A 19043-nucleotide genomic window follows, 5' to 3' on the forward strand; every position below is an offset into this window, starting at 1 on the left:
TGGGTAGTTCATCCGGCGACGCTGATCGCCGGGTCCAGGAATTCCTTGGTGACGAGATCGCGCGCGGTCAGTCCGGCGGGGACGGCTGCGCCGCCGCGGCGCAGGATGGGCGCGAACTCGTCGATGACGCGCTGCACCCTGGCCTCGTCGAAACTGCCGAGCACGCCGTCGGTGTCGTTGCCGATCAGGCCGCCGTCGATCAGCGCCTTGGTGCCGTAGGCGGCCAATTCGGCGCTGTAGGGGTTGAAATTGGCGCTCTTGGCGACGACATCGACGACCGTGTCATCGACGTGGCCGGGGTCGGCCCGGAATTGTGCTGTCGCCCTTTGGATCATCGGGACGAGCCGCCGCAGGCACGGGCGCAACTCGGCCAGCTTGTCGGCGCGGACGTTCACGGTGCGCGCGTAGCCCTCGTAACCGACGTCGCGCAGCAGTTGATAGGCCACCGGCTTGCCCCAGGCGCGCACCTCGTGCTCGTAGACGTACGGTTCGGAATTCAGGAAACCCTGCTGCGCGAACGACGGTCCGGCGACGAAGCGCGACGGCGCGTTGTCGTAGGACGTATCGATCTGCTTCGCGTCGACCAGGCCGCGCGAGACCAGCCAGTCCGGGTAGAGCTGGCCCTGCGAAACCACTATCGGCGCACCGGATTTCCCGATATCGGCGATACCGTGCCAGTCCGGGTGGGTCTTCGGATCCCACATGAGCAGCTGGGGACTGTTGCGCAGCAAGGTCGTCACGGCGACGATCGGCTGCGCTGCCGCGGCGGCGATGGCGTGCTCGGAGTGCGCCAGGCCGAGGGTGATGCTCTGGTCGACATACATCTGCGACGGCACGGTCTGGAAGCCGATGGCCGGCCCGCCCGCGCGGATCTCCAGCCGTACGCCGGTGTCTTTGCCGTCGGTGACCAGCGGACCGGTGACCTTGTTGTGGTCGGAATCGACCCGGTAGCCCGGACCGAGCAGACCGAAGATCGGGCCGGAATCGGTCTCGGGTTCCCACTGCAACTGCACCACGACGGTGCTCGGGCAGACGCCGGACAGTTGCTGTTCGGCCGGCGCGGCGGGGAGATCCACCGCGGCGGTGTCGGATTCGCCGCTGGTGCAGGCCGCGCCGGACGCGACGACGAGGGTCGCGAGGGCGGCTATGCCGAGCCGGCGAAGGGGTGTGCTCATGCGATTCTCCATGGACTAGCGGCCGGACGCGTGCCAGCGGCCTACGGTGAGCTTCTGGGCGGCGGTGAACAGGGCGAAGACGAGCACGCCGAACAGCGCGGCCAGCAGCAGCGCGGCGATCAGATCCTCGGATTGCAGTCGCGCGCGGTAGTTGTCGAGCAGGGTGCCGATGCCCGGCCGCCCCTGCGCGAAGAACATGTCGCCGATGATCGCGCCGGTCACGGCCAGTCCGGCGGCGGTGCGCAGGCTGGTCATGATCGACGGCAGCGCGGCGGGTAGTTGCAACGCCCACAGCCGGCGCCAGCGGCCCGCCCGCCCGAGGGTGAACAGCTCCTGGAGATTACGGTCGACCGACTGGATCCCGAACAGGGTCATCGCGATGATCGGATGGATGGCGATCAGCACGCAGACGATGGTCCGCGCTGCGGTGCCGTAACCGAACCACAGCCCGATCAGCGGGACCACGGCCAGCACCGGAATAGCTTGCATAACAACGGCATAGGGATACACCACGCGCTCGATCGGCTTGGCCTGACTCATCAGCACCGCGATCGCAACGCCGAGCACCGCCGACACCACGAGCCCGCTCACCGCCACCTTCGCGGTCACCGCCAGCGCCCGCAGCATCACCTCGAGCTTGGCCGGATTCGCCAGCGACTCGGTGAACACCGCGTGCGGGGGCGGTAGCAGAAAGCGGCGGTCCGGGCCGAGCAGCACCATCGAAACCAGGTACCACGCCGCGATCGCCAGCCCGGAAGACACTACCGGCGCAACAAGTTTGGTGACCGCGGCGCGGGGACGGACCGCGACCCGGCGGATCGGCCGGACCAGCGCCACGGGTGCCGGGATACTGACCATCAGCAGGCCTCCTTCAGGGAATGCGAAGCGCGCGCGACCAACTCGGTGAACGCCGGATCGAAGCGCAACTCCCGGTCGCGCGGGTAGGGCAGGTCCACGTCGATCACCTCGTGCACCCGGCCCGGCCGCGCGGACATGACGACCACCCGGGAGGCGAGGAATACCGCCTCCGACACCGAATGCGTGATGAACAGCGCGGTGAACGCGTTGTCCGCGTACAGCCTGAGCAACTCCTCCTGCATGTTCAGCCTGGTCAGCTCATCGAGCGCGCCGAACGGCTCGTCGAGCAGCAGCAGTTGCGGCTCGAGCGCGAGGGATCTGGCCAGTGACACCCGCATCCGCATGCCGCCGGAGAGCTGGCTGGGCAGGCTGCTCGCGACGTCCGCCAGGCCGACCGCGGCCAGCGCGCGAAGTGCGCGCCGCCGCCTGGCCTTTCGATCGACGCCGCGCAGTTCGGCGGACAGCTCCACATTGCGCAGCACCTTGCGCCACGGCAGCAGCGTGGCCTCCTGGAAGATGAAGCCGATCGAATCCGCCCGCACCGCAACAGTTCCCGATGTGGCCCGCGCCAGACCGGCGGCGAGCCGCAGCAGCGTGGACTTCCCGCAGCCGGACGGCCCGACCACCGCGACGAACTCCCCCGCGTGCAGCTCGAGCCCGATATCGGCGAGTGCCTCGGTGCCCGCCGGGCCACCGAATCGCTTGTGCACGTTGACGAACGAGACCGCCGGGGCCGAGAGCCGATTCCTCGCGACAGCTTCCGGCAATGTCTCCACAGAGCGCGTCATGGTTCGCACCTTCTCTCGATATTGCGTGCAACTCGTGCACGGCATCAGTTTCATCGAGAGTGATTACATGCAATCGCTGGTTGATTTCCGTTTGATTAACTTCCTCGCATGTTGTTCAACCGACGTGCGAGCAGTTCGGCGTCGACCCGGGTACTGCGGCCGTCGCGGATGACGGCCTCACCGTCCACCCACACCGTGTCCACCACCCGGGGCGAGCCTGCGGTCAGCAGGGTCGCACCCGGGTCGAGGACCGGCAGACAGGCGAAGTCCCGGTCGAACCGGAGCAGGGTGAGGTCGCCGCGATCGCCGAGCGCGACTCCCGGCTCGGCGGTGACGCGACCGAGGACCCGGTCCGCACCCCGGGTCGCCATGCGCAGCATCTCGTCGAAACCCAAGAGGTCAGCGCGTTTTCGAGCGGCCCGCTGCAGGTAGGAACCCATCCGCAGGGTCAGCAGCATGTCCTGGGTGTCGTTGCTCGCCGCGCCGTCGACGCCGAGTCCGACGTCGATCCCCGCCGCCAGCATCTCCAGCACGGGCGCGACGCCGCTACCCAGGCGCATGTTGCTCAGGGGGTTGTAGGAGACGGAGACGCCGCGATCGGCGAACACCGCACGGCCGGAGCCGTCGAGCCGGCAGCAGTGCACCGCCAGGGTGCGATCCCACAGCAGGCCGCCCGCGTCGAGGTAGTCGACCGCGCCGCGGCCTGCATGCAATCGGCACATTTCCTCGTCGGTCGAGGTCTCGAGCACATGTATCGACACCGTTTTGCCGGTCCGCTCGGCGTACTCGCGCGCCGCGGCCATGCCGTCCGGGGTGAGGCAACGCGGATTCGGCACGGCCAGGGCGGTGCCGATCCGCGACCCGGCCAGCCGGCCGTCCAGGTCATCGATGTGCGCGAACGCGTCCGGCAGCGGCTGCATCAACCGCGGATCGAGACCCCAGCGCCGGGTCGGATCGGCGCGGTCGGCGATCCCGCGGCCGAGCACGACGCGGATGCCGAGCTCGCCCAGCGCGCGAATCATGGCGTCGTGCACGGCCTCCGAGCGGTTCGGCCACATGTGCTCGACCACGGTGGTCACGCCGCCGCGCAATAGTTCGAGTCCGCCGGCCAGCGCGGACAGATACGTCTGTTCCGGGGTCGCGGCGACCGTGCGCTCCCCCACGCAGCGCAGCCATTCGAGCAGCGGCAGACCCTCGCCGATCCCGCGCAGCACCGACTGTTGCAGGTGGGTGTGGGTGTTGACGAAGCCGGGAATCAGGTAGCCGCCGCTGCCGTCGACGAACGGAAGCGCCCGATGGTCCGCCCGCGCGGACGGGCCCACAGCGACGACGGCGCCATCCTGGACGACGACGTCGTAGCCGGACCGCCACGCACCTCGGGTATAGACGGTGGCGGCACCGATGACGACGGAATGAGGTCGATTCTCGAACACGCGGCATTCCTCCTGGGAAATGCGGCTGGTTCGCCCGCTCGATCCGGCGGCTCGCGTCGCCCGTTGCAGCCATGAGCGACGTGCCGGGCAGCCTACCGAGCCCGTATTTCGACCCGGTTAAACGTCAGGGACGCAGGTCGGCGCCCACCTCCAGGATCTCCACGCGCGGCTCCTTGTCCCCCTCCATGAAACCGAGCAGAGCCTGCGCTTCGGCCTGCACGGCGGCCCGCTCCGCCTTCGTCCACCTACGGGTCGGGCTGATCCGCAGGCGCGCGACGCCGGCCTCCGGGAAGATCTTGTAGAGACCGGCGAGATAGCCGTCGACCAGCACCGGGGCCACCGCGGCGGCGAACGCGCGCAGCTGCGGTGCGTCGCCCTCGGGCACGATTCGGGTTCGATCCTGGTGCGAGAGAACGGCATTGTCGTACCAGCCGAGCAGGCGGACCGGCGCGGGGAGGTCCGGATCGGCCAGCTCGGCATCGGCGGCGTCGTAGAGGGTGCGACCGCGCTCGTCGGTGTAGGTGCGCACGCGGTCGCCGAGCTGTTCGATCGCCTGCTTCATGCCGAGCAGCTTCGACCAGGTCTGCATGTCCATGGTGGAGGCGGGTCCGAACGCGCGCAGATAGCGAATCAGCAACTCGCTCAACGGATACGCCGGGTCGAGCGGCGCGCCGAGCCACGGCTCGACCCGGGACCAGATCGGCCTGCTGCTGTCCTTCCACTTGCCGCGCGGCGGCGTTTGCAGCACGGGCAGCTGGTAGAGCCAGGTCTGCACGACCATGCCCGGATTGCGGTCGGGATAGATCGCGGCGGCGTGCTCGCGCAGCGCGGCGGCGGACATCGGCTCGTCGCCGAGTACCCGCTCGCCGTGCGCCCGCACCTCGTCGGCATCGAGACCGACCATCGCGCCGTAGTTGAAACCCTTACGGAAGGGGATCTTTTCGAGCTCCGGCTGGATGTGCGGTGCGATCCGCAGCGCGTCCGGCGGGGTGACCAGGTGAATGGTGCCGCGCATCAGGGTGATTCGGACCAGCGACCGGTCTTCCAGTCCGTCCGACACGGTCGACGGATCGAAATCCGTTATGCGGCTCCACAATGCGACGAACGGCGGCGGCGAGTCCTGGGCTTGCAGGCCGACCAGGTGGTCGCACATCTCGTGCACCGTGAGCCGCGAGCGCTCCAGCAGGTGCTGACGCGCCAGCAGCGTGCGGTTCAGTGTTCGACGGGATAACTCCATGTTCCGGTCAGCGCAGGGTGACCACGACTTTGCCGGTCGCGGTGCGGTTGTCCAGCGAGGCGATCGCCTCGGCGGCCCGCTCCAGCGGATACAGCACCGGCTCGGGCGCCTTGATCTTGCCCGCGGCCAGCAGCGGCGCCACCTCGTCCCATTGCTCGGCCAGGTAGCCGGGGTGCGTCATCACCCATTCACCCCAGGCCGCGCCGACCACCTCGACGTTCTTCAGCAGCAGCCGGTTCACCTTCACGGTCGGGATCTCGCCCGCGGTGAAGCCGACCACCAGCAGGCGGCCCGCGGACGCGAGCGAACGGATGCTGTCGGTGAACCGGTCGCCGCCGACCGGGTCGAGCACGATGTCCACGCCGCGACCGCCGGTGAGCTCCTTCACCGCCGCGAGCCAGCCGTCGGTCAGCACCACGTCGGTCGCGCCGTTGGCGCGGGCCACCTCGGCCTTCGCCTCGGTGCTGACCACCGCGATCACCCGGCCCGCGCCCAGCGCGCCCGCCATCCGCAGCGTCGAGGTGCCGATGCCGCCGGCGGCGCCGTGCACCAGCACGGTCTCGCCCTCGGCCAGCCTGCCGCGCTTGCGCAGGCAGAACTGGACGGTCAGGTCGTTGAACAGGATGCCGGCGCCGGCCTCGAGCGAGACATTATCCGGCAGTTTGAACACCATCTGCGTCGGCGCGACTGCCACCTCTGCCATGGCATTGCCGAGCAGCGTCAGCGCGACCACCCGGTCGCCGGCCTTGACGTGGGCGTCGGCCGGCGCCTCGCGCACGAGGCCGGCCACCTCGCCGCCGACGACGAAGGGCAGTTCCGGCTTCATCTGGTAGAGCCCGCGGGTCATCAGCACATCCGGGAACGCGACACCGGCCGCGTGCACGTCGATCACCACACCCCCGGGATACCCCGCGGGCTCAGGGAGATCGACGATCTCGACCGACTCCGGTCCCTCCAGCTTGCTGACCTGGGCTGCGCGCATCTGCCGACCTCTCTGTCGTGGCACCGGCTTGTCCACGCCGGCGCCGCCGTGATCAACGTAACCCGCATCGATTCGCCGTGCGCACTCTGTCCACGTTTGCGCGCACTGCCAGACCGGTCCGACGCCCCGGTTCGGCTGCCTCCGTTTTGCTATGCTGACCGCGACCTATGGTCGGGCGTGAAGGGGGACTCATGGTCGAGCGAAATCAACCGGCGTCGACAAGTGTGCAGGTAGATCCGGGCGCACTGCGATCGTTCGCGCAAACCCTCGGCACCGAGGCCGGGGAGGTGACCGGGCTGAACGCGGGGGGTGCGCTGGCGGGCGCGGCGGGCGCCCTGCCCGGCACCGAATTCGGCACCGCGGCAAACCAGGCCAACGACGTGGTCAACCGCTGCCTGCAGCGGATCGGCGGCCGGCTGACCACGATCGCCGACAACCTGCACAATGCCGCCGGGAAATACGAACTGGCCGAGGACGATTTCGCCGCGAAACTCCGCGCGATCGGATTGACCGCATGACCCTCAGCATTCCCGACGTGGAGAACTGGAAGCCCGAACAGCTCACCGCCGCGGGCGAACAGGCCGGGACGATGTCGCAGGGCCTCGACGCCGCCGTCGGCAAGGGTGCCACGCAGACGAAGTCGCTGGACGACGGCAAGAAGTGGTCCGGAACGGCGGGCGCCGCCGCGAACGCGCGGATGGACACCGAGAAGACCCGGTCGTCCGCGGTGAGTGCCGCGCTGCTGGAACTGAAGACCGCCTTCACCGCCCAGACGCAGAACCTGGTCGAGGCGAAGAACAAGGTGATCCAGCTGCGCGACGACGCGATCAACCAGACGCCGCCGTTCGACGTGGAGCCCAACGGCAAGGTCAACGCCACCACCCGGATCGCGGCGCTGCGGGAACACTCGGACAAGGCGAACGTGGAGGGGCTGGTTTTCCAGGAGTCCCTGCTGGCCGCGTCGCGCACCTGGGAACTGACCAACGCGCTCAAGACCGCGGAAACCGTGGCCGGCCAAGCGAAGACGCAGGTGGACACGGCGGTCGCCAAGCTGGAACAGGCGTTCAACGGGCTCGGCGACCCGAGCGCGAACGTGGCGCCGCCGGCCAGCACGGTGCCCGCCGGCGTCGGTTCCCCGGCCGCGGTGAACAGCGGCAACGACAGCCCGTCGTCGAGCAAGCCCAATTACGCGATGGGGAACCATCACAACTCCGGATCGGGCACGCCGTACAACAGCGGAAGTTACAGCGGTTCCGGCAGTCCCAGTTCGTCCGCGCCTACCGGGCCGATGCCAAGCGGGGATATGGCGAAATGGATCGCGGAGGCGAAACAGAAACTCATCGAAATGGGCTACGACCCCAAGGATATCGATGAGAGCGCCATCGCCATGATCATCGAGCACGAATCCGCGGGTAACCCGTACGCGGAAAACCAGTGGGACAGTAACTGGGTCGCCGGGCATCCGTCGAAGGGGCTGATGCAGACGATCGACAGCACCTTCAACGCCTACAAGGCACCGGGTCACGATGACATCTGGAACCCGGTGGACAACATCATCGCGGGCGTTCGCTATTCGATCGATACGTATGGATCGGTCAAGAATGTGCCCGGTGTAGTCGCGGTCAATTCCGGTGGCGCATACCAGGGTTACTAACGCTCACCGCTTTCGTTGGCGAGCAAGGCGTACTGCGCGGCCGCTCGCTGCTGGGTTTCCCACAGGCGGCTGCCGAGCACCAGGGCCGCGTATCGCCGGTAGGAAACGAAGCACCTGAACTGCGCTTCCTTCGGCGCGACATAGTCCTGCACGCACGCCGCGCTGGGCACGTCCGCCGGTGGATCGACCGCGCGCCGATCCACCGCATTGCCGAGTTCGGCGGACTCGGTGACGAATCGTGCCGCGGCGGCGTCATCCGCGGTCCGGAAACCGAACGCATTGGGCGTCACCGCGATCCGATCAACCCCAGCTCGCTGTAAAACGGGAAAGCGGCCCGATTGATCCAACACATAATTCAGGTACCCACGCAATGTGAGTACCACCTCCCCTTGCCCATCCGGCGAAGGGACGACGCCCTTGTCATGGATGACTCGGACCAACAGGCCATCCGGGTCCTGGCGCAACGTATTGAACTTTCCGATCGGCGTCGCGGTGAACTTGTCGAGTTCGACTACCTCTGCGTCGAGATACTTCTGGGTCGCGTCGACCAACCGATTGATATCCGTAGTCCGCGAATCCGCCAGCACACTGATCACATAGTTTCCGTGAGGAGTCGTACTACCCAGGGTCGGAAAGGCGGGGCGCCAATGTGCCCGCGCGTCCGGGTATTTGGGCAGCGTAACGGCAACATTTTCCGGGTTGATGGCGAAATCGACGGCATCGAGCTCGGCCGCCGCAGCCTTCGCCGCAGCCGCGTCCGGGAAGCGTGACACGGTCACGGTTAGGCCATCGCGCTGGCGAGTGCCGACAGCGGCTTCGGTGAGCGGCAGCACGTCGTCCGCTGAACCGGTCGAGAAACCGAGAACGAAACCGTGATTCAGCAACACCGGAATGGCCGGCTCCGCGAGGTACTGGCCCACCGACTGGGCGTCAGTGTGTACCCGAGCCGATGCCCCGGCGGTGTATTTCGCGTCCACCTCATGCGGACTGAGGACCGCGTCAGCAAGTCGCGCAGCCTCCACACGCGCGTACCCGAGGTCGTCCAGGCGCGATGCGATCTTCGGCGGCGTGGTCGGAAACTTGCCGGTGTCCAACGCGCGCACGTCGATCTCGCTGGAAACGCTGGTTCCCTGCACTTCCGATGCGCAGCCGCCCGCTCCGACGGTGGCGAGGACGACGAGGAGTGCCGTGGCGACTCGTGGATTCCAGTTCATCAACTCACCTGTGGGAGGTTGTCCAGGACGTTCTGCAGCACTACTTGTGCTGCCAGACATCTGAATTCGGGATGTTCGGCGAGGGTGGGATTGTCGACCTGCACCGTCACCACCTCGGCGTCGCCGCCGTCGATGCTCCGGTACTGCCCGCGCCGCACACACGTCGGCGAGCCCAATTCCGCCTCGTCCAGGAAGACGAAGTTGCCGCCGCCGAGGTCGAACGGTATCGGCTTCTCGGTCGGCGCCAACGCCTTCGAGCGTTCGAGCGCGACGGTGACCGTACTGGTCGAAATCCATTTGCAGGTGTGCAGCTGATCCGGGGCGCCGCGAACCTGATCGCCGATATTCAGCTTCACCACGATCGAATCGACCAGCGCGCACGGGTCCTGCCGGGCCAGCGAGTTGCGAATGTTCGGGAGTTGCGGCGCCCCCTCGGCTATCCGACGGGCGAGTTCGGTGGCCGCCTCGTCCGCGACGCCGCACAGCTTGTCGGACTGCGCGCCCTGCACCCGGACCGCGATGCCGAATTGCGGATCGGTTCTCGCGGGCAGCAAGGCTCGCCCACAGCTGTCTTTGCCGCTGGTCACGTCCTCCAGGACGGGGACACCCGCGGCCTTTTTACCATTATCCCGGTAGCCCTCGAGGCGCTTGATCTCGACGTCGAACCGGTATCCGCCCGACTCGCCCGCGCACGTGCCCCATTGCGTAGAGCTCGGCGCCTTCGTCCACTCCCCCGGCGACGAGACCAGCGGATCCTGCACCGCGGCGCACAGGTCGATCGATCTGAGCTTCGTGAGGTTCAGTGCGGCAAGCGGATTCACCGCCGGCGCGGCCGGCTCCTCGTCGTCACCGCCGAACAGCGCCGTTCCCGCGACCACGGCGACGATCAGGGCCGCCACCGCCGAGACCCCGATCAGGGCACGCTTGCGCCGCCTGCGCAGCGAACTCTCCCGCTGGATCTCGACGAGCGCTTGCAGCCGCCGCTCGAAGGCGTCGACGCTGGGCGACTCCGCGAAGCGCGCCGGTTCCGCGCCGATGACCTGCGTGGCGTCCGGATCGGCGAGCAATGCCGACATCTGCGCCTCCTGCTCGCCGATCGCCTTGTGCACCTGGGCCGACCAGGGCCGATGCTGCGGCGGCAGCGGGCCGAGGAAGTCGAGCAGCTGGGCGGGCGTCGGGCGGTCCTTCGGGTCCTTGCTCAGGCACGGCGACACCAATTCCCTTACCTCGGAGGGCAATCCGCTCAGATCGGGATCGGTGTGCACGATGTTGTAGAGGGTGTGCGGCAGCGACGATCCGGCGAACGGGCTCGCACCGCCCGCCGCCATCGCGAGCACGGCGCCGAGGGAGAACATGTCGCTGGCCGGGGTCAGCGGCTGCGACTGCGCCTGTTCCGGGGACATGAACGCGGGCGACCCGATGATCGAGCCGGTGTGCGTGAGTTCGGAGCGGCCCTCGACCGCGCGCGCGATGCCGAAATCGATCACCCGCGGGCCGTCCTCGGCCAGAATCACGTTGGCGGGCTTGAGATCCCGGTGGATGAGCCCGACGCCGTGAATGGCCCGCAGCGCCGACGCGAGTCCGATCGCCAGCTTGTGCAGTTCGTCCTTGGTGAGCGGGCCGTACTCCTTCACCGCCTTGTCCAGCGGCACTCCGGGCACGAAAACGGAAGCGAGCCAGGGGTTTTCCGATTCGACGTCGAAGTCGACCACGGCGGCGGTGAAGGCGCCCGAGACCTGAGCCGAGGTACGCACCTCGCGGCGGAACCGAGGCAGGAAGTCCTCCTCGGTCACCAGGTGCTGGTGCACCTGTTTGATCGCGACCAGGCGGCCGTCCGGGCCGACGCCGAGCAGGACCCGGCCCATGCCGCCGGAGCCGAGCTCGCCCAGCAGCCGGTATCTGCCGATCTGCTTGGGCTCGGCGGGGTCGAGGGGAGTCACCATCACAGGCTCCTCAGTCGGGCCACGACACCGCCGAGGACTGATTCGGTAGCGGCGCAGGCTGCCTCGGCAGCGCCGGGGGCGGTCGGTCGCGCGGTCACGGCGATCTGTTCTCCTCGATCTTCGATGGTCGGCCGCACCAAATGGTAGGTCGCACACGTGCCGTCGGAATCTATACGGCGGGCCGCGGGTAAGTCACCCAGTGGGCCGCTGTTCACCAGGAATCTGGTGTATTTCGGGTCCAGATCGACGCGTTTGCCCTCGGCGGTGTGCACCGTGATGGCGAAGGGGGCGCCGGCCCACGCGCAGGTGTGCGCGTCCACCGGTGCCGCGGGCACATCCGCGCCCACCTGCGGGTCGAGCACCCGCCGATCCGTCGACTCGCACGGAATCAGCCGCACGACAGACTGTTTCGGCGGGTTCACGCCCGGCGGATTCGTGACGAGCCTGGTGACGATGGCGGTCAGGGCGTCGGTGGCCTGCGCGCAGGTGTCCCCGTCCGCCTCGCTGATCCGCACCTCGACGCCGAGCGCCGGTGCATCGCGTACCGCGACGGCCCGCCCGCACGATCGCGCGCCGGCCGTGGTGTCCAGCATCGATCGACCCGCCACCTGCTCGCCCAGTGGCTTGCCGGCCACCGCGGTCCCGACCGCGACGCTCAGCCGCGCCTGCCGCCCGTCCGCGGCGACGAATTTCGTGCCGCACACCGACGAATCCGCCAGCTCCGGCTTGACCGGCTGACCCAGTTTCCCGACGACATCATTGCCGAGCAACGCGCACGCGTCGGCGAGCCGCAGCTGTTCGTCGGTCAGTTCCAGCGTGCGGTTCGCCAGTGGATCAGCGGGTGGGTCGCCACGGCCGAGCAGCAGGGCCGTGACCGAACCGGCCACCACCAGCACCAGCACAGCCACGGCGGCAATCCATCTCCCGGTGCGCCGAGGCGATTCATCCGGCGCCACGCCGCCGGTCTCGACCCAGCGCTCGGCCTCGGCTCGATCCCGGGCGACCTGCTGCCGAACGTCCGCAGGCCACCCGGAGCGGCCGCTGCTCGAGGCCACCGCGTCGATCAACTGCCTCGGGTCCGGGCGATGCGCGGGATTCTTGTCCAGGCAGGCGTCCACGAGGGGTCGCAGCGGCGCGGGCACGCGACTCGTGTCCGCGTGGTTGTGCACAACGTTGTACAAGGTCTGCGGCGCCGACGCGCCCAGGAACGGGCTGTCCCCGGTCGCCGCCAGCACCAGCATCGCGCCGACCGAGAAAACGTCACTGGCCGGGCCGAGTTCGTGCCCCGACGCCTGCTCCGGCGACATGAAGGCAGGCGAGCCGACGAGAGTTCCGGTGCTCGTGATCTGCGGGTCGGCGGCCAGCGCACGGGCGATGCCGAAGTCGATGACCCGCGGACCGTCCGCCGCGAGAAGAACATTCGACGGTTTCAGGTCCCGGTGGATCATGCCCGCGCGGTGGATCTCCACGAGCGCGGAACCGAGACCAGCGGTCAGCAGGCGCAATCCGGCGAGCGGCAGCGGACCGTACTGCTCGACGGCGGCGCGCAGCGACGGCCCCGGCACGAAAACCGAAGCCAGCCAAGGTTCTCGGGCCTCCGGGTCGGCATCCATCACGGCGGCGGTGTAGGCACCGGTAACACGTTGGGAGGCTTGCACTTCCAGCCGGAAGCGGGCCCGGAACTCCGAATTCCCGGCCAGGTGACGGTGAATCATCTTGACCGCGACCAGACGCCCGTCCGGCGCACGTCCGAGCAGCACCCGCCCCATCGCCCCCTGACCGATGAGCGCGATCAGCTGGTGCCTGCCGGCCGCGCGCGGGTCGTGTCGGCCGAGCGGCTTCACCCGTATTCCTCCCCTGTCGTGCCTGTTCCGGGGGATCGTACCGGTGCACATGTGACACGTCTTGGCGGTGACCGGAATCCGGTGCGGCCGTCAGGCGAAGGTTTGGTTGCGCGCGGCGAGGGCGGCGCGGAGCTTGGTGACGGCGGTCGGGCCCACCCCGTGCAGCGCGGCGAGATCGCGCTCGGTCCAGGCGGTGAGGTCGTCGAGGTCGCGGATGCCCGCCGCGGCCAGGGCACGTTCAGCGGGTTTGCCTAGTTTGCCAGGCAGATCCGAATCGCTCATGGCGTCCATGATGCCTGGTAGGGGCGTTGTTCGCGGACATACCGGCGGCTACCTACGCACTCGGCGCGATGGTGTGACGTACGACCCGTAAAGTCGTCTCACAACAGCACCACACGAAGAACGCGGCACACCGTGCAGCGCGAGGAGCACCAGTGTCACTCGATCAGCCACTCGCCCCGCTTCCCCAGGAGGGCATGGGCTTTGCTTCGGCGTGGCCCATCCGGGCTGGCGATGTGGACCCCTACGACCGGCTGCGCTTCGACGCCGTCGCCCGCTACCTGCAGGACATCGCCTGGGAAAACCTGCACAAGACGTTCCTGAGCCGGAGCGACCCGAACTGGATCGTGCGGCGCACGGTGATCGACGTGATCCGGCCGATCCTGTGGCCGGACGAGGTGCAACTGCTGCGCTGGTGCTCGGCGATGTCGACCCGCTGGACGAATATGCGGGTGCGGGTGACCAGCTCGAACGGCGGGTTGATCGAGACCGAGGGCTTCTGGATCAATATCAGCGAGTCGACCGGGATGCCCGCGCGGATCAGCGACGAGGGCCTGGCCTACCTGGCGCAGACGACGCAGGAGCACCGCCTGCGCTGGCGGCCGTACCTGACCGACACCTCGCCGTCCGAGTCGGACACGGACATGCCGTTTCCGGTGCGCGCGACCGACATCGACCAGTACAACCACGTCAACAACGCCTGTTACTGGCAGGCGGTGGAACAGTTCATGGTCGAGTACCCGAAGCTGCTGGCCGGCCCGCATCGAGCGGTCATCGAATACGTCGCGCCGGTGCTCGCGCGCCAGCACGTGACCGTCCGCAGCCGGTACGAGCCGGGCGATCGCACGGGACGGCCGGTGCTTCGGCTGTGGTTCGTGGTCGGCGGGACGACCACGACCGTCGTCCGCATCATGCCGCTGCCGCCCGAATAGCCGGCGGCCGACCGGAACCTCGCGGATCCGGTCGGCCCGGCTCGGTCAGCCGCGCGCGGCCTTCAGCAGGTCCTCCCGCGTGGTGAACTTGACCCGCGGGCGGCCCGCGGACTTGCCCGCGGCCTTCTCCGCCTGATCGATCGCCCGCCAGCCGTCCCGATCCACCAGATCGGCCTGCCGCTCGCCGAGCAGCGCCTTCAGCGCCGCGCGGTTCGCCTCGGGCGCACCGAGTTTGCCGCTGGTGAAGTCCGCGATCAGGTTCTCCACCGTCTCCTCGGCGTCGGTCCGGTTCGAGCCGATGACGCCGCGCGGGCCGCGCTTGATCCAGCCGCTGGCGTACACGCCCGGCAGCGGCGTGCCGTCGGTGTCGAGCACCCGGCCGTGTTCGTTGGGCAGGACGCCGCGTCGCTCGTCGAACGGTAGGTCGGCGACGGCCGCGCCGCGGTAGCCGATGGAACGCAGCACCAGCGAGGTCTCGATCCGCTCGGTGCGTTCGGTCGCCCGGGCCACCAATTGGCCGTTGTCCTCGAACAATTCGTTGTGCACGAACTCGATCGCCTCGACGTGCTCGGTGCCGGTGAGCGCGGTCGGCGAGGCCAGGTAGCGGAAGACGATCCGCTTGTGGCTCGGGTCGCGCGGCGCGCCGGCGTATTCCTCGGCGAGGGTGTACTTGAGCTTCAGCGACGGTTCGATGTCCGGGTCGTCGAGCAGCGCCTGGCTGGCATGATCGAGCGCGAGGTCGGACTCGTCCACGACGACGTCGATGCCCTCCAGGTGAGCCAGCGCCAGGAACTCCGACGACGTGTACGCCGCCTGCAGCGGGCCGCGCCGGCCGAGCACGACCACCTCGCGAATATTGCTGTGCCGCAGGGCGTCCAGCGCGTGGTCGGCGATGTCGGTCTTGGCCAGCTGGTCCGGGTGGACGGTCAGCACGCGGGCGACGTCCAACGCGACGTTGCCGTTGCCGACGATCACCGCCCGCTCGCCGGACAGGTCGAACTGCCGGTCCGCGAAGTCGGGGTGGCCGTTGTACCAGGCGACGAACTCGGTGGCCGAGTGGCTGCCCGGCAGATCCTCGCCCGGCACGTCGAGCCGACGGTCGGTCGACGCGCCGACCGCGTAGATCACCGCGTGGTGATGCTTCAGCAGCTCCTCGTGCGAGATGTGCGTGCCCACCTCGACATTCAGGTAGTACTGCAGGGTCTCGCGCCGGAACGCGGACTCGAACAGGCTCGACACCGTCTTCGTGCCGGGGTGATCGGGGGCAACGCCCGCCCGGACCAGACCCCACGGGGTCGGCACCCGGTCGAACATCTCGATCTCCACGTCCGCCCGGCGGAGCAGCTCGTCGGCGGCATAGCAGGCCGCCGGGCCAGCCCCGACGATCGCGACCCGCAGGGTGCCGAGTTCCTTCGGCGGCCGGGGCGGGGTGACGATCGGGTCGAAGTTCGACTCGAGCGGATGCCGTTCGAAATAGGCGGCATTGATCTCGCGGTATCTGGCCAGCGATGCGGTCAGGTCGTCTTCGGAGAAGATCGCCTCGACCGGGCACGCATCGACGCACGCACCGCAGTCGATACAGGTGTCAGGGTCGATGTAGAGCATCTCGGTCGTCGCGAACTCCGGCTGATCCGGGGTCGGACGGATGCAATCGACAGGGCACTCGGAAACGCAGCTGGCGTCGTTGCAACAACGCTGCGTGATTACGTAGGCCATATTGTGCAGATCCTCGAAGATGTACGTGGGCTGTAGGCCACCCGGTGGGCAGAGGTGGACAAAAACGGCACGACGCGGAACCACCGCGATGTGACGCCGCTTTCAGTTTGCCTCGAGTGTGTTCGAGGCCATGCGACCGGAGGCCTTACGGTATCTCCATGGTGCGGACTCTGATCCTCATGCGGCACGGCAAGTCGGCCTATCCCGACGGTGTCGGCGACCACGAACGGCCGCTCGCGCCGCGCGGACAACGCGAGGCCGGGCTGGCCGGCGAATGGTTGCGCACGACGCAACCACCGATCGATGCGGTGCGGTGTTCCACCGCGACGCGCACCAGGGAAACGCTCGCCGCCACCGGGATCGACGCGCCGGTGGTCTACGAGCCGGGCATCTACGAGGCGTCCCCGCAGAGCCTGATCGAGCTGGTCCAGCTCAGCGACGACGACGTGGCGACGCTGCTGGTGATCGGGCATGCGCCCGGAATGCCGTGGACGGCATGGGAATTGGCGAGCAATCGCAGTTCGACGCCCGCCATCGAGCTCAGTCGCAAGTTCCCGACCTCGGCGCTGGCCGTGCTCGAGTTCGACCGGCCGTGGGCACAGGTCGATCCGGGAACCGGAGAGCTGGTGCGTTTCCACATCCCCCGCTGAGCGCGCGGTCAGCGCAGCAACTTGCCGCCGACCACCACGACCGCGCCGAGCACGACCAGCAGCACGAACGCGGCGAACCCGCCGAGCAGCCACCACACGACGGCCAGTGCGAGTACCACCGGCGCCACCGCGATGGCGGTGATCACCGGGCTTTCCTTGACCGTTGCCAGGGCCGAGCGGGCCCTGATCCGGTTGACGTCCTTACCAGGCATGTCCCCAGGGTAGGCCGGAACCCCGGACTTTGTCGGCGACCGATGAGATGCTCGGGCGATGGATTGGAAAATCGAGCTCATCGCGATTCCCGTCACCGACGTGGATCGCGCGAAGGACTTCTACACCAAGATCGGATTCAACGCCGACCACGATCACCGGGTGAACGAGAATCTGCGTTTCGTCCAGCTCACGCCGCCCGGGTCCGGCTGCTCGATCTGCATCGGCGAGGGCATCACCGACGCCGCGCCGGGCAGCGTGCGCGGCATGCAGATCGTCGTCTCCAGTGCTGAGGAGGCCTACCAGCAGCTGGTCGCCGTCGGTGTCGACGCGACACCGGTGGAAACCCTGAGCTGGGGCAACTTCACCTACTTCGCCGATCCCGACGGGAACCAGTGGGCCGTACAGGAATTGCCGAAGAAGGATTGAGCGCGGAAGCTCGGCTGCCGCACGGTGCGCGGTCCAACACCGAAATGACGGCGGTAGCCGAGGTCAGCCCAATCGACCCAACTGGATGGTCAGCGGGCATGGGGAGTTGGTGGTGAATACATCGGTCACCTCGCCGTTGTCGACGTAGCCGAGTTCCTCGGTGAGCCGGAAAGCCACCAAGCTGAGCGGCGGACTCAAGTCGATGATCCAGTAGTGCGGAATTCCGGCGTCTTCGTACTCGCTGCGCTTCATGACGTAATCGGTTCGCCGAGAGCCCGGCGAGACGATTTCGACGACGAGCTGGGCAGCGGATGCGCGAAGAATTCCGCGCTCGGCCTCGACTCGCTCGTACTCGGCGTTGTCGACAACCAACAGGTCGGGCTGTCGTACCGTGGCGGGGCCATCCGCCGGAACCAGTTGCAGGTCGAGGTCGATGTCGACCACGGCAACCAATTCCGGGGGAAGCTGCGCGTCAACTTGGGCATGGAGCCTGGGAAGAACCAAGTTGTGTCGCGGCGTCGGCGACGGCGAAATGGTGAGTACCCCCTCCTGCAGCTCCCTACGGCAACGCTCGTCGTCTTCTCCGAGCGCCATGTAGTCGGCAATCGTCAGCAGCTGCCCTGGTTCCGGAAGTGCCGTCACCCTCGCTCCTCAGCTCGTCCCACCCCTGGTCAGCTCCCAGTGTCCCACGCAAGATACAGAGTCAGCCGGAAGCCGACCACGGTTTTTGCGTACATTGGAGTTGCTTGGAGTGGACTCCAGGTGGGTAGCGTCGTGGGTGTTCTACGGGAAGGTGAGTGTCGTGGGTGAAGCCGCGTTGAATCAGCGGGGCGTGGAGTGGGAACAGCCTCGGTATTCGATCGGGGAGGTGGCCGAGCGGTCGGGGCTGAGCCGGGACACACTGCGCTGGTACGAGCGGATCGGGCTGATGGATTACATCGGGCGCGACCATGCGGGCAAGCGGCGGTTCAGCAATCGGGACCTGGAGTGGCTCGCGCTGATCGGGCGGTTGCGGACCACGGGAATGTCGGTGGCGGACATGGTCCGCTACGCCGAACTGGTGCGCGAGGGGGAATCGACGTTCCCCGAGCGGCTGGCGATGTTCCGCAAGACCCGCGCCGAGGTGCTCGCCAAGATCGATGAACTACAACAGACCGTGGCCGTGTTGGACTACAAGATCGACATCTACGAGGGCAAGGCACAGCTCGCCCGGCCCGCCACGATCACCGTGCGGGACGGCGAAGAGATCAAGGTTTAGCAAGCAGCACAACAGATCAGGAGTTCTACCGTGTCCACGCTGACGCTCAATGTCCGCTTCACCGCCAAGCCCGGCCACGAGGCCGAGCTGCGCGAGGTGTTGCAGAACATGATCGAACCGACCCTCGCCGAGAGCGGCTGCCTCGGCTACGAGCTGTACCTGCACCCGACCGATCCGAGCCGGGTGGTGCTGCTGGAGGAATGGGTCGACGCCGAGGCTTTGGCGGCGCACTTCGAGACCCCGCATCTGAAGCAGTGCGCGGCGGCCTTGGATCAGATCCTGGTCGAGCCGTTCAACCTGCGGCGCTTCGCCGGGGCGAAGGCAGGGACCACTGTCCATCGGCGATCCCGCAGCCGCGGCATCACACCAGCTCTGACCAGGGACGACTTTCCGCTTCCGGACGCGCCGACGAGTACCAGAAACCGGTCGGCCGGCCTGTCC

Annotated in this window: 20 protein-coding genes and 1 pseudogene; 7 read left to right on the forward strand and 14 right to left on the reverse strand. The window is 68.0% G+C overall.

Translation table 11 applies throughout. From position 1 onward, the window contains the following. Window positions 1-8: 8 nt before the first annotated feature. The 6 genes from ACFQ9K_RS33520 to ACFQ9K_RS33545 all read right to left on the reverse strand — a co-directional run bounded on the left by ACFQ9K_RS33520 (window position 9) and on the right by ACFQ9K_RS33545 (window position 6473). On the reverse strand, window positions 9-1175 hold the full coding sequence (locus tag ACFQ9K_RS33520; RefSeq protein WP_378722326.1) for a nitrate ABC transporter substrate-binding protein: 1167 nt from the start codon (window positions 1173-1175) through the stop codon (window positions 9-11). Between the two features lie 15 nt (window positions 1176-1190). Further along, window positions 1191-2033 carry an ABC transporter permease gene (locus ACFQ9K_RS33525; RefSeq protein WP_378722325.1) on the reverse strand — a complete coding sequence of 281 codons (843 nt, stop codon included), beginning with the start codon at window positions 2031-2033 and terminating at the stop codon, window positions 1191-1193. After that, window positions 2033-2821, reverse strand: coding sequence for an ABC transporter ATP-binding protein (locus tag ACFQ9K_RS33530; protein ID WP_378722324.1), 789 nt, complete (start codon window positions 2819-2821; stop codon window positions 2033-2035). Before ACFQ9K_RS33530 ends, ACFQ9K_RS33525 begins: the two co-directional genes overlap by 1 nt. Before the next feature lie 95 nt (window positions 2822-2916). Further along, window positions 2917-4254 carry an amidohydrolase family protein gene (locus tag ACFQ9K_RS33535; protein ID WP_378722321.1) on the reverse strand — a complete coding sequence of 446 codons (1338 nt, stop codon included), beginning with the start codon at window positions 4252-4254 and terminating at the stop codon, window positions 2917-2919. Between the two features lie 124 nt (window positions 4255-4378). After that, entirely contained in the window at window positions 4379-5491 is a 1113-nt protein-coding gene (locus ACFQ9K_RS33540; protein ID WP_378722320.1) for a winged helix DNA-binding domain-containing protein, read from the reverse strand. A 7-nt stretch (window positions 5492-5498) separates the two neighbouring features. Further along, window positions 5499-6473, reverse strand: a complete 975-nt coding sequence (locus tag ACFQ9K_RS33545) for an NADPH:quinone oxidoreductase family protein (RefSeq protein WP_378722319.1) — start codon at window positions 6471-6473, stop codon at window positions 5499-5501. Window positions 6474-6664: 191 nt separating this feature from the next. Here ACFQ9K_RS33545 and ACFQ9K_RS33550 point away from each other — a divergent pair, with 191 nt between their 5' ends. Together ACFQ9K_RS33550 and ACFQ9K_RS33555 are read left to right on the forward strand one after the other, a co-directional pair. Continuing rightward, window positions 6665-6991, forward strand: coding sequence for a type VII secretion target (locus ACFQ9K_RS33550; protein WP_378722318.1), 327 nt, complete (start codon window positions 6665-6667; stop codon window positions 6989-6991). Further along, window positions 6988-8127 carry a transglycosylase SLT domain-containing protein gene (locus ACFQ9K_RS33555; RefSeq protein ID WP_378722317.1) on the forward strand — a complete coding sequence of 380 codons (1140 nt, stop codon included), beginning with the start codon at window positions 6988-6990 and terminating at the stop codon, window positions 8125-8127. The genes ACFQ9K_RS33550 and ACFQ9K_RS33555 overlap by 4 nt, the downstream gene beginning before the upstream one ends. Here ACFQ9K_RS33555 and ACFQ9K_RS33560 read toward each other — a convergent pair. The 4 genes from ACFQ9K_RS33560 to ACFQ9K_RS33575 form a co-directional block, all read right to left on the reverse strand. Continuing rightward, the gene (locus tag ACFQ9K_RS33560; protein WP_378722316.1) at window positions 8124-9341 is read right to left on the reverse strand and encodes a hypothetical protein; all 1218 of its coding nucleotides are present in this window, start codon (window positions 9339-9341) and stop codon (window positions 8124-8126) included. The two genes, ACFQ9K_RS33555 and ACFQ9K_RS33560, sit on opposite strands and share 4 nt — an antisense overlap. After that, window positions 9341-11284, reverse strand: coding sequence for a serine/threonine-protein kinase (locus ACFQ9K_RS33565; protein WP_378722315.1), 1944 nt, complete (start codon window positions 11282-11284; stop codon window positions 9341-9343). Before ACFQ9K_RS33565 ends, ACFQ9K_RS33560 begins: the two co-directional genes overlap by 1 nt. Further along, window positions 11284-13128, reverse strand: coding sequence for a serine/threonine-protein kinase (locus tag ACFQ9K_RS33570; RefSeq protein ID WP_378722314.1), 1845 nt, complete (start codon window positions 13126-13128; stop codon window positions 11284-11286). The genes ACFQ9K_RS33565 and ACFQ9K_RS33570 overlap by 1 nt, the downstream gene beginning before the upstream one ends. A 90-nt stretch (window positions 13129-13218) precedes the next feature. After that, entirely contained in the window at window positions 13219-13410 is a 192-nt protein-coding gene (locus ACFQ9K_RS33575) for a hypothetical protein (RefSeq protein ID WP_378722313.1), read from the reverse strand. A 152-nt stretch (window positions 13411-13562) separates the two neighbouring features. Here ACFQ9K_RS33575 and ACFQ9K_RS33580 point away from each other — a divergent pair, with 152 nt between their 5' ends. Further along, the gene (locus ACFQ9K_RS33580) at window positions 13563-14339 is read left to right on the forward strand and encodes an acyl-[acyl-carrier-protein] thioesterase (RefSeq protein WP_378722312.1); all 777 of its coding nucleotides are present in this window, start codon (window positions 13563-13565) and stop codon (window positions 14337-14339) included. A 45-nt stretch (window positions 14340-14384) separates the two neighbouring features. On the opposite strand, the gene ACFQ9K_RS33585 is transcribed toward ACFQ9K_RS33580, so the two are convergent. Further along, window positions 14385-16055: an FAD-dependent oxidoreductase gene (locus ACFQ9K_RS33585; protein WP_378984031.1), complete on the reverse strand. Its 1671-nt coding sequence runs from the start codon at window positions 16053-16055 to the stop codon at window positions 14385-14387. 158 nt (window positions 16056-16213) lie between these two features. Here ACFQ9K_RS33585 and ACFQ9K_RS33590 point away from each other — a divergent pair, with 158 nt between their 5' ends. After that, entirely contained in the window at window positions 16214-16705 is a 492-nt protein-coding gene (locus tag ACFQ9K_RS33590; RefSeq protein WP_378726885.1) for a SixA phosphatase family protein, read from the forward strand. Window positions 16706-16713: 8 nt separating this feature from the next. Here the strand turns inward: ACFQ9K_RS33590 and ACFQ9K_RS33595 are convergent, their stop codons facing one another. After that, complete coding sequence (locus ACFQ9K_RS33595; RefSeq protein WP_150399729.1) at window positions 16714-16917, reverse strand: hypothetical protein; 204 nt, start codon at window positions 16915-16917, stop codon at window positions 16714-16716. Between the two features lie 58 nt (window positions 16918-16975). Between ACFQ9K_RS33595 and ACFQ9K_RS33600 the strand changes: the two genes are divergently transcribed. Further along, entirely contained in the window at window positions 16976-17344 is a 369-nt protein-coding gene (locus ACFQ9K_RS33600) for a glyoxalase superfamily protein (RefSeq protein ID WP_378726883.1), read from the forward strand. Window positions 17345-17407: 63 nt separating this feature from the next. Here ACFQ9K_RS33600 and ACFQ9K_RS33605 read toward each other — a convergent pair whose 3' ends face one another. Continuing rightward, on the reverse strand, window positions 17408-17986 hold the full coding sequence (locus ACFQ9K_RS33605; protein ID WP_378726881.1) for a Uma2 family endonuclease: 579 nt from the start codon (window positions 17984-17986) through the stop codon (window positions 17408-17410). Between the two features lie 160 nt (window positions 17987-18146). Here ACFQ9K_RS33605 and ACFQ9K_RS33610 point away from each other — a divergent pair, with 160 nt between their 5' ends. Further along, window positions 18147-18602 carry a MerR family transcriptional regulator gene (locus ACFQ9K_RS33610; RefSeq protein WP_378726879.1) on the forward strand — a complete coding sequence of 152 codons (456 nt, stop codon included), beginning with the start codon at window positions 18147-18149 and terminating at the stop codon, window positions 18600-18602. 30 nt (window positions 18603-18632) lie between these two features. Next, window positions 18633-18854: pseudogene (locus ACFQ9K_RS33615) on the forward strand (putative quinol monooxygenase); the annotation flags it as partial. Window positions 18855-18874: 20 nt separating this feature from the next. Here ACFQ9K_RS33615 and ACFQ9K_RS33620 read toward each other — a convergent pair. Then, window positions 18875-19021: a hypothetical protein gene (locus ACFQ9K_RS33620; protein WP_378984035.1), complete on the reverse strand. Its 147-nt coding sequence runs from the start codon at window positions 19019-19021 to the stop codon at window positions 18875-18877. Window positions 19022-19043: the final 22 nt, after the last annotated feature.

Origin of the sequence: Nocardia sp. NPDC056564, from assembly GCF_042793755.1 — a bacterium.
Lineage (GTDB): Bacteria > Actinomycetota > Actinomycetes > Mycobacteriales > Mycobacteriaceae > Nocardia.